General features: G+C 45.5%; 10 protein-coding genes and 1 pseudogene. All 11 read left to right on the top strand.

Annotated features, from left to right (window positions below; all coding sequences use genetic code 11):
• On the top strand, positions 1-124 hold a 124-nt coding region (locus Q0C19_RS08680; protein ID WP_295055139.1), incomplete at its 5' end, for a PLP-dependent transferase.
• A 22-nt stretch (positions 125-146) separates the two neighbouring features.
• Positions 147-446, top strand: coding sequence for an ATP-dependent Clp protease adapter ClpS (clpS, locus tag Q0C19_RS08675; protein ID WP_295055138.1), 300 nt, complete (start codon positions 147-149; stop codon positions 444-446).
• A gap of 2 nt (positions 447-448) precedes the next feature.
• Positions 449-2,629: an ATP-dependent Clp protease ATP-binding subunit ClpA gene (gene clpA, locus Q0C19_RS08670; protein WP_295055137.1), complete on the top strand. Its 2,181-nt coding sequence runs from the start codon at positions 449-451 to the stop codon at positions 2,627-2,629.
• Complete coding sequence (gene aat, locus Q0C19_RS08665; RefSeq protein ID WP_295055135.1) at positions 2,626-3,306, top strand: leucyl/phenylalanyl-tRNA--protein transferase; 681 nt, start codon at positions 2,626-2,628, stop codon at positions 3,304-3,306. Before clpA ends, aat begins: the two co-directional genes overlap by 4 nt.
• Before the next feature lie 50 nt (positions 3,307-3,356).
• Positions 3,357-3,803 (top strand): DUF3015 family protein, encoded by a 447-nt coding sequence (locus Q0C19_RS08660; RefSeq protein WP_295055133.1) that lies wholly within the window; start codon positions 3,357-3,359, stop codon positions 3,801-3,803.
• 85 nt (positions 3,804-3,888) lie between these two features.
• A complete protein-coding gene (locus Q0C19_RS08655; protein WP_295055131.1) occupies positions 3,889-5,658 on the top strand; it encodes a DUF4105 domain-containing protein in 1,770 nt (589 codons plus the stop codon).
• Between the two features lie 44 nt (positions 5,659-5,702).
• Entirely contained in the window at positions 5,703-6,680 is a 978-nt protein-coding gene (locus Q0C19_RS08650) for a transaldolase (protein ID WP_295055130.1), read from the top strand.
• Between the two features lie 6 nt (positions 6,681-6,686).
• Positions 6,687-7,883 (top strand): PilT/PilU family type 4a pilus ATPase, encoded by a 1,197-nt coding sequence (locus Q0C19_RS08645; protein ID WP_295055128.1) that lies wholly within the window; start codon positions 6,687-6,689, stop codon positions 7,881-7,883.
• Between the two features lie 68 nt (positions 7,884-7,951).
• On the top strand, positions 7,952-8,488 hold the full coding sequence (locus Q0C19_RS08640) for a 50S ribosomal protein L25/general stress protein Ctc (RefSeq protein ID WP_295055127.1): 537 nt from the start codon (positions 7,952-7,954) through the stop codon (positions 8,486-8,488).
• 2 nt (positions 8,489-8,490) lie between these two features.
• Complete coding sequence (pth, locus tag Q0C19_RS08635) at positions 8,491-9,039, top strand: aminoacyl-tRNA hydrolase (RefSeq protein WP_295055125.1); 549 nt, start codon at positions 8,491-8,493, stop codon at positions 9,037-9,039.
• Between the two features lie 56 nt (positions 9,040-9,095).
• Positions 9,096-9,303, top strand: a pseudogene (locus Q0C19_RS08630) (permease); the annotation flags it as partial.

The raw sequence follows: 9,303 nt of genomic DNA, 5'->3' as shown, positions 1-9,303 counted from the left end.
CCGTGATTTTGATGAGGAGACTAAAGAGTTTTTGGGAATTACCCCCGGACTTATCCGTATTTCAGTCGGCTTGGAAAGTGCTGAAGCGATTCTCGATGATTTCACTAACGCGGCAAAAATTTAAAAAGATTCGGTATAGTTAAATTATGGCGACAAAACATGAGCATTCAACACAGTTAGAGAGTATAGTAGAGCATCCGAAGCAGTACAACGTTTTTTTGCTTAATGACGATTACACATCCATGGATTTTGTGGTTGATATTTTGATGAAGATATTTCGCCGAAATTTTCAGGATGCGCATCGAATAATGGTCGAAGTACATCAGAACGGTCGAGGGTTATGTGGAGTCTATTCGTATGAAGTGGCAGAGACGAAGGTTCATCAAGTCTCCTCTTTGGCCCGCGAGAACGGATTTCCCCTTAAAGCAATAATGGAGGAGGCATAATCATGGTGAGTACGGAATTGAATGCAATTTTCCAAAAAGCGATTGCATTTGCACGCCATCAGCGTCATGAGTATTTAACGATTGAACATGTGATGCTCTCTTTGCTCAATTCACCTGATGGAGATGCCATCATTCGCTCTTGCGGTGCAGATGTTGAGCTCATTCGAGAAGCCTTGAGTGCTTATTTGATGCAGACGATGGAACCATTGCCGGATGAGGTGGATCAGGAGCCGTTTGAAACGGTAGCGCTGGCACGGATGATTGACGGGATGATGCATCATGTTCGCAGCGCTCAAAAAGAGGCTGCGGATGTGGGAGATTTAATCGCGGCTGTGTATGAAGAGCACCATACGTATGCCTGTATGCTCCTCGAAGAATACGGGATCAGCCGTGTCGATGTTCTTGAAGCGATATCCCATCGTGATTTGGAGGGTGTAGCGGAAGACTCACGCAGTGAGGGAGCACTTCAAAAATATGCGATCAATTTGATCGAACAAGCTAAAAAAGGGAAAATCGATCCGGTTATCGGACGGGTAAATGAGATCGAGCGTGCCATTCAGACTCTTTGCCGTCGAAAGAAAAACAATCCGCTCCTCATCGGAGAACCGGGTGTCGGTAAAACGGCGATTGCCGAGGGGTTGGCACTGCGGATTCTCTCCGGAGATATCCCCGCACTGTTAGCAGATGCCGAGATTTTTGCTTTGGATTTGGGGGCGATGCTGGCAGGGACGAAATATCGCGGAGATTTTGAAAAACGACTTAAAGCGGTGATGGATGAAGCGGCGGAACATCCCAATGCAATCCTTTTTATCGATGAAATTCACACCATCGTGGGCGCGGGCGCCGTAGGTGGGGGCAGCATGGATGCATCCAACCAGCTTAAACCGGCACTCGCTTCGGGACTTCTAAAATGTATGGGGGCAACGACCCATGCCGAATATCGAAGTGTTTTTGAAAAAGACCGCGCACTGAGCCGCCGTTTTGCCCGGATTGAAGTGGGAGAACCGAGCGAAGAGGAGAGCTTTTTGATCCTTAAGGGACTCCGTGGACGGTATGAAAAACACCATGGGGTGAAATACACCGATAAAGCGTTACGGTCTGCCGTCGAACTCTCCAAGAAGTATATCACCGACCGTTTTTTACCCGATGTAGCGATCGATTTGATCGATGAAGCCGGTGCCTCGTTTCATCTTAAAACTCATAAACGAACGACGATAACCCCGAATGACATTGAAACGATTATCTCTAAAATGACGGGGATCCCGACCTCAAAAATGGGGGTAGACAACCGCGAAAAGCTTTCCTCCCTCGAAACGGATCTCAAGGGACTGGTTATCGGTCAAGATCAGGCAATTTCTCAGGTCGTCAAGTCCATTAAACGCTCTTATGCAGGTTTGAGTGCTTTGCATAAGCCGATAGCCTCCTTTTTGTTTTCCGGTCCGACCGGGGTAGGGAAAACTGAGTTGGCAAAATCATTGGCGAGTGAGCTTGGGATCTATTTCGAGCGGTTTGACATGTCCGAATACATGGAAAAACATGCCCTTAGCCGCCTCATCGGTACTCCTCCGGGATATGTCGGATTTGAGCAGGGAGGGCTTTTGGTCGAGACGGTGCGCAAGCATCCGTATATGGTGCTTTTACTCGATGAGATTGAGAAAGCCCATCCCGATTTGATCAATGTGCTGTTGCAGGTGATGGACAGCGCGACGCTTACCGATAATACGGGATTTAAAGCCAACTTTACCAACGTGGTCCTTATTATGACATCGAATATCGGTGCCAGTGAACGTACCGTTATGGGATTCAATGCGGACAGTTCAATTTCACGCCATGAAGCGCTTAAATCGTTTTTTACCCCTGAATTTCGCAACCGTCTCGATGGGGTAATCGAATTTGATTCATTGCCTATGAGCGTGGTCGCCGGGATTGTCGATAAATTTATACGTGAACTTAATCTTCAGTTAAAATCAAAAAAAGTAACCGTATTGCTCTCGGATAAAGCCAAAGGATATCTTGCGAAGATCGGGTATGATAAAGCGATGGGAGCACGGCCGTTGGGCCGAGTTATTTCGGATAAAATCAAAGACCCGCTTGTGGATGAGATGCTTTTTGGGCGTTTGTCACAGGGGGGAACTGTGTCGGTAGATTATACGGATAAACTGATTTTCGATTATGCGGTATGATTCCAAAACTTACCTATCACCTCTCGTTTCCTGATCCTCTTCATACTTCAGAAGAGGGGATTATCGCTTATGGAGGCGACCTCTCTCCCTCACGTCTTATGCTTGCCTATCGATCAGGGATATTCCCATGGTACAGTGCCAAGGATCCTATTCTCTGGTGGTCACCTGACCCGAGACTGATATTGGAATTGGATGATTTCAAACTGAGCCGTTCATTACGTAAAAAAATAGGGCAGTTTGAAATCCGTTTTGATACCGCTTTTTCCGAAGTGATTCGAGAATGTGCAAAGGCACCGCGTCCCGGGCAGAAGGGGAGCTGGATCGTACCGGAGATGATTGAAGCGTATGAGACGCTTCATGCCCTTGGGCATGCGCACAGTATCGAAGCGTATCAAAACGATGTTCTCGTAGGGGGACTGTACGGAGTGAGCGTCGGAGGGGTATTCTGCGGCGAATCGATGTTTGCAAAAGTTTCCGATGCATCCAAAGCGGCCCTCGCCGTTTTGGTAGAGCATCTACGGGAATGGGGCTATGATTTTATCGATTGTCAGGTTCCGACACCGCATTTGAAAAGTTTGGGAGCCAAAGAAGTTTCAAGAGACTATTTTTTAGAGCGGCTTCATTTGGCATCCGATCAAAAAATGAGTGAAAATGATTCAAAAAAGAGAACTCTTTAAGGTTTATTCTTTTATACTCTCTGTTAATTCTTATGAAAAAGGGGTTTTACATGAAAAAAGTATTGATCAGTATCGCTGCCGTTGCAGCACTCGCTACAGCAGGTTTCGCAACTGTTAACAGCCAAACCGGATGCGGATTGGGATCTCAGATTATTCATGATGACGGTTCTGCGATTATGTTGGCGCTTCAAGCAACCACCAATACTACATTGGGCAATCAAACGTTCGGGATCACATCAGGGACATCCGGATGTAAAAAAGCAAAATTTGTAATGAATGAGCGTGCGGCAGAATTTGTTGCATCGAATATGGATCAGCTATCTCGCGAGATTGCGATCGGTCACGGTGAGAGTGTTTCGACTTTGGCAGAGCTTTTGAATGTGCAAGATAAAGCAGAATTTGCATCCGCACTTCAATCGAACTATAATGCAATCTATACCAGCGAAAAAGCCGATATGGCAACGGTATTGGATAATGTATCAACGATTGCAGGTTAAGATTTGGATTTAACTGAGTTCCCGCTTGTGCGGGAATGATGAACAGCTGAGGTTTTTTTTGCCATTTCTCTTTTTAATATGTGTGTTGAGTTTAGTTCTCCACGCCGGTGTGAGTGATGAACTGATTGCACAAGCCCATACAAAAAAACTTTCCGATACACGCTACTGGCATTTACTGATGCATACTCCCCACGAGGAGAGTGAGATTGACGATCCCGCTTTTTTCCTTGCACCTCAGGGAAAAACAGATATCTCGTCCGAACTCGATGAAACGATTCGACGCTTTAAGGAAGATACTAACCGAAGCAATGAATCCATCTTTTGCCGTTTTCCGGCTCGAAGAGCATGGCTTGAGCAAGAGTTAAATACCTCATTTGGTGCGGGGGAATGTACCGACTATGATGCACTACTCACAAAGATGGATCCCCAAAAAGTAACCCTTGTTTTTCCCAGTGCTCATATCAATTCCCCTGCATCGATGTTTGGGCACACTTTTTTACGAATCGACTCATCGATGGAAAGCAAACTGATGTCGTATGCGATCAATTATGCGGCTCATACTGAAGATACAAATGGCCTTTTATTTGCCTATAAAGGGCTTTTTGGAGGATATTACGGGTTCTATTCGATGCTTCCGTATTATGAAAAACTCAAAGAGTACCGTGACAGCGAATCAAGAGATGTATGGGAATACGATTTAAATCTTACCCATGCTGAGGTGATGGCGATGGTGCGTCACATCTGGGAGCTGCAGCATATCAACTCGTGGTACTATTTTTTTGACGAAAATTGTTCGTATCACATGTTGTGGCTTACCGAAATTGCACGGCCGAGCGTCCATCTCCGAGATCATTTTTTCTATTATGTTATCCCTCCTGAAACGGTGCGTGCCTATGAAGAAGAATCTCTCGTCAGTGAGAAACATTTTAGAGCTTCCAAACGGACAAAACTCCTCTCTTATGAACGGCAACTGACCCCTCAAGGATTGGAAAGTGTTCGATTGCTTGCAGAAGGAAAGATGGATAAAAACGGTTTGAAACAAATGCGGCTGAGGGATCAAGAACTCCGTTTTGTACTCGAAGCAGCAGCAGAACTCGTCGAATATAACTATATCGAAGGGAAAATTTCTAAAGAAAATTATGCAGTCCGTTACCATATGCTCCTCTCTGAGCGAGCCGCACAGGGGATAGGAGACGACCTTCCCCTGCCGAGCAAATCGAACCCGGATACGGCGCATCATGCTGCGAGAGTGGAAGTGGCTCAGGGATGGTATGAACAGCGCTCCCCTTTGTTGCTCGGATGGCGTCCGGCTTTTCACGATCTCTCAGAAGATGACACGGGACATCTCTCCGGAGCGCAGATAGAATTTCTCGATACGGTGATCGGAGTTGACCATAACAGAGTAAATTTGGAAAAACTAACCGTTATTTCTCTTGCCTCTATTACCCCCGTAAGTCATTTTTTTAAGCCGTTTTCATGGCGTATGAAAAGCGGATGGGATCGGGATTATGGGGATGATCGGCTCAGCTTTGTTACCCGTGTAGGAGCCGGAGCCGCGATCGGGGACGAGCAGTTATTCGGGTATGTTTTGAGTGAACCGGAAGTGAGGCTCGGATTCAATGCCGATATCGGATTGGGATTCAGTGTCGGCGGAGGGATAAATTGGGGGAATCGGATGAAAAGTCAGATAGAAGCCGGAGAGGTATTGTATCTCGACAGTGCTGATCGCAGTCGTATTACCTTTACTCACTTATGGCAATTGAACCCCTCCGGCGCCCTTTCAATCTCGTATGAGGCAATGCATCAAGAGTATAGAGAAGATAGGGTTAGGATAGGGGCAAACCTCTACTTTTAATTATTTTTTGGCATAATAGTTCTAATTTATGTTTCGGAGTTTATATGTATATTGCGGAAGCACGCTTCGCCCTTTGGGCCGATTTTATTGAGCGAACCTTTTTGGAAGGAGAGTTTAAAGAGCTTATTGCCAAGGGAATTATTAACGGCGCTACTTCCAATCCCGCTATTTTTAAAAATGCAATTCTCACATCTCCCGCTTACAAAGAGCAGCTGGCCACCCTCTCACATCTTTCTCCAAAAGAAAAATATGAAGCGGTAGCTATTTACGATATTCAAAATGCCGCAGATATCTTGCGTCCGCTATACGATGCGGGAGATGACGGATACGTCAGTATCGAAGTCGATCCGTTTTTATGCGATGATGCGGAAGCGACGATTGCTGAGGGAATGCGTCTTCATGCAGCGATTAATCGTCCCAACGTCATGATTAAAGTCCCCGCAACCGAAGCGGGATATGTCGCGATGGAAGCATTGGCTTCACACGACATTGCTATCAACGCAACTCTTGTCTTTTCGGTCGAACAAGCGATCCAATGTGCGGAAGCTTTTGCGCGTGCATCGCGCAATGCAAGTGTGGATACGGTTATCAGTGTCTTTGTCAGCAGAGTAGACAGAGCAATAGATGAAGCCCTCCGCGAAAAAGGGGTCAAAACCGGATGGATGGGAATCATTAATGCTGCCGATATCTACAATCGGATAGAAGCGCTTAACGTCCCGAAATGCCGTGTATTATTTGCCAGTACCGGGGTAAAAGGGGATGAATTCAGAGCGTCGTATTATATTGATGAACTTTTAGCTCCGAACAGTGTCAATACGGCTCCGATCGGAACGATTGAATCCTACGTAGCGGGGGGAGATCGCCGTATTAAACTTCCTCTTTCCGACCGGCTGATCGAAGAACATACTGCGGCTGTCCGCAATGCCGGAATTGATATGCAGCAGGTCATTCAAACCCAAATCGATGAAGGTCTTGAAGCATTTAAGGTAGCATTCAACGACATCATGAATACATTGGAGTAGAGAATTATGAATCAAGAGACGACCCATCACGTCAATGTTAGCGATTTGAACTTTGATGTATTGAAAAAAATACGGGGCTATCTACGTCGAATGGTTGATGCGGGCGGAAGTGACTTGCATGTCAAAGCGAACAGTATTGTTCGTGCGCGGATTAACGGTGACATTGTCCCTCTTTCCGGTGAGATACTCTCCAAAGAAGATGCCCTTATTTTTGCCAAAGAGCTCCTTCGGACCCGCTTTCCGGAACTGGTTGAAAAAAAAGAGCTGGATCTGGTATATCCGTTTGATGAGAATACCCGTTTTCGTATCAACATCTTTTTCCAAATGGAAGGAATTTCGGCCGTTTTTCGTCTGATTCCGGTTAAAATTTTGAGTGTTGATGAGCTCAACCTTCCTGAAATCGTCCACAGTTTTGCTGAGATGGAACGGGGGCTTGTCCTTGTTACAGGTGTTACCGGTAGCGGTAAATCAACAACACTGGCCGCATTGATTGATGAGATCAACAGGACACGGCGCAAACACATTATTACCATTGAAGATCCGATTGAGTTCGTTCACAAAGATCGAAAATGTATTATCAATCAGCGCAGTGTAGGACAAGATACCATCAGTTTCGGAAATGCGCTTCGGGCAGCTTTGCGTGAAGACCCCGATATCATCCTTGTCGGGGAGATGCGGGATATGGAGACGATCGAGATTGCTCTTCATGCCGCAGATACGGGACATTTGGTTTTTTCAACACTGCATACGTTGGATGCAAAAGAGACGATTAACCGGATTATCTCCGTATTTCCGACTGGCGAACAAAATCGGGTACGTATGACACTCGCTTCGGTGATAAAAGGGGTTATTTCTCAACGTCTGATCCCAACAGTGGAGGGCAAGCGGACGGCGGCACTGGAGATATTGATCCGAACACCCCGTATTGAACAGTTGATTGCCGAAAATCGAGACATTGAAATTCCCGATACTATTGCGGAGGGGAAAGAACTCTATAAATCTCAAACTTTCGATCAGGGAATTTTGGATTTATTCCTGAACGGACGAATCTCTCGGGAGGACGCATTTGCATTCGCGACATCGGCATCAGACTTGAAACTTCGTATGGAAGGGTTAAGTACGACGGTTGAAAAAGGGAAATTGGGCGTTGACGAGGGGCCGAAAGTGTTTAAAGAGGATGAGTATTTTGGGCTTAAAGAGTAAAGAGGGTTTAGAATAATATAAGCAATGTTTAAGTATAATTCGCCTCATTTTATTTCAAGGACATGATTATGTTAGAAGGCATTGTAAGAGAGAGTATTGGCAAAGTTGCTACAAAAGCATATCGCCGTGATGGTTATCTTATTGCCAACATCTACGGAAAAGGGCTTGAGAACATTCACGCCGCGTTCAAAATGAACGATTTTATCCGTACTGTGCGCAACAAAGAGACCGTAGCATTTGCAGTAAGCGTAGCGGGTAAAGAGATGAACCTTGTCGTTCAAGGATATGAGTCTCATCCGGTATCAGGCAATTTGTTGCATGTTGATTTGATGGTTGCACAACCTGGTGTTGTCACTCACTATCATGTTCCGGTTAACGCAGTAGGAACTCCTATCGGTTTGAAAAACAAAGGGATGTTATTCGTTGCTAAAAAACGTCTTCGTGTAAAAGCGGCGATTGAAAACTTGCCAACGAACATCACTATCGATGTCGCTCCGCTTGATTTGGGTGATTCAGTATTGGTTCGTGATCTTCCACGTGTTGAAAACGTTACGTTTACTGATTCAGACCGTGTATCGGTTCTTAGTATCATCAAAGCGAAATAAGGATGCTGATCGTCGGACTGGGGAACCCCGGCTCGGCGTATGCGTCAACCCGTCATAATGTCGGATTTATGGTTATAGACGAGCTTTGCCGTCGCCACAGTGTTGTGAATGTTTCAAAGAGCTCCTTCGAAGGGGAGTTGTTTAAAATGGGGTCACACTTTCTCCTCAAACCCGCTACCTTTATGAATCTCTCCGGCCGTTCTATCCTTGCCGTTAAAAATTTTTATAAAATCGATGATGTTATTGTGATTCATGATGATTTGGATCTTCCGTTCGGTGCATTGCGGTTTAAGAGCGGCGGCGGACATGGGGGGCATAACGGGCTAAAATCAACCGATGCCGCTATCGGAGCCGATTATATCCGCGTGCGTATGGGAATCGGAAAGCCTGAGCACAAATCACAAGTAGCCGATTATGTTTTACACTCGTTCGGTACGGATGAACAATCAAAGCTTTCGGATTGGATTAATAAAGCCGCTGATGCCGTCGAAATGCTTCTAAAAGAGAGCTGCAGCGATGTTGCCGCAAAATGTTCCATGAAGGGTTTGTAAAAATTATGCAGGATTTATTGGATACAATAAACTCTAATTTTTTAGTTTAGGCACCTATGCTCGCATTTACTACTTTATCGTCCCTTTATTTGCGCTATTTTTCGATTGTTTTAATTGCTTTGAGCAGTTTTATGGTCGGTTTTGATCTGATGGATAACGCATCAGACCTGCCGAGTTCGGCGAATCTCGTATTGATTTATATGATGTACAAATATTTCTACGCTATCGATATGATGCTTCCCATTTCACTGGCGTTTGCCATGA

The organism is Sulfuricurvum sp. (assembly GCF_023250475.1).
Lineage (GTDB): Bacteria > Campylobacterota > Campylobacteria > Campylobacterales > Sulfurimonadaceae > Sulfuricurvum.
This window is presented reverse-complemented; position numbering and strand designations above follow the sequence as displayed.